Source organism: Ralstonia sp. VS2407, from assembly GCF_052950655.1.
The window spans coordinates 1-527 of record NZ_JBRFVG010000136.1 but is presented as its reverse complement, the minus strand read 5'-3'; the positions used below and the strand labels follow the sequence as shown (position 1 = coordinate 527).

The window sequence follows — 527 nt, the reverse complement described above, 5'->3', positions numbered from 1 at the left end:
CGCCGTAGTTGTCCCAGTCGGTCGATTCCATCAGCTCCTTGAAGGTCTTCACGTAGCCTTCGCCGACCAGGTAGCACGGCTTCTGCCAGCCGAACACCGTGCGCGCCGGGTTGCCCCACGGCGTGCACTTGTACGTCTGGTTGCCGGCGAGGAAATCGAGGAACAGCGACGACTGGCTGAACGACCAGCGCTTGCCGCCTTCGCCGCGCTTGAAGACTTCGCGGAACAGGTTCTTCGTCTTGTCGCGGTTCAGGAAGTGCTGCTGATCCGGCGCGCGCTCGTACGCGTAGCCCGGCGACACGGTGATGCCGTCGACGCCGATCGGCCCCAGCGTATCGAAGAACTTCGCGACGCGTTCGGGGAGCGCATCGTTGAACAGCGTGCAGTTGATGTTCACGCGGAAGCCGCAGCGCTTCGCTTCGCGGATCGCCGCGACGGCCTTGTCGTACACGCCTTCCTGCGACACCGAGTGATCGTGCATCTCCCGGTCGCCGTCGAGATGGCACGACCAGACGAAGTACGGGCTC

Annotated in this window: 1 protein-coding gene; it reads right to left on the bottom strand. The window is 64.1% G+C overall.

What is annotated here, in order from left to right:
- The coding region (hpnH, locus tag ACU8YE_RS24255) for an adenosyl-hopene transferase HpnH (RefSeq protein WP_446929921.1) at positions 1-527 on the bottom strand (527 nt) is incomplete at both ends.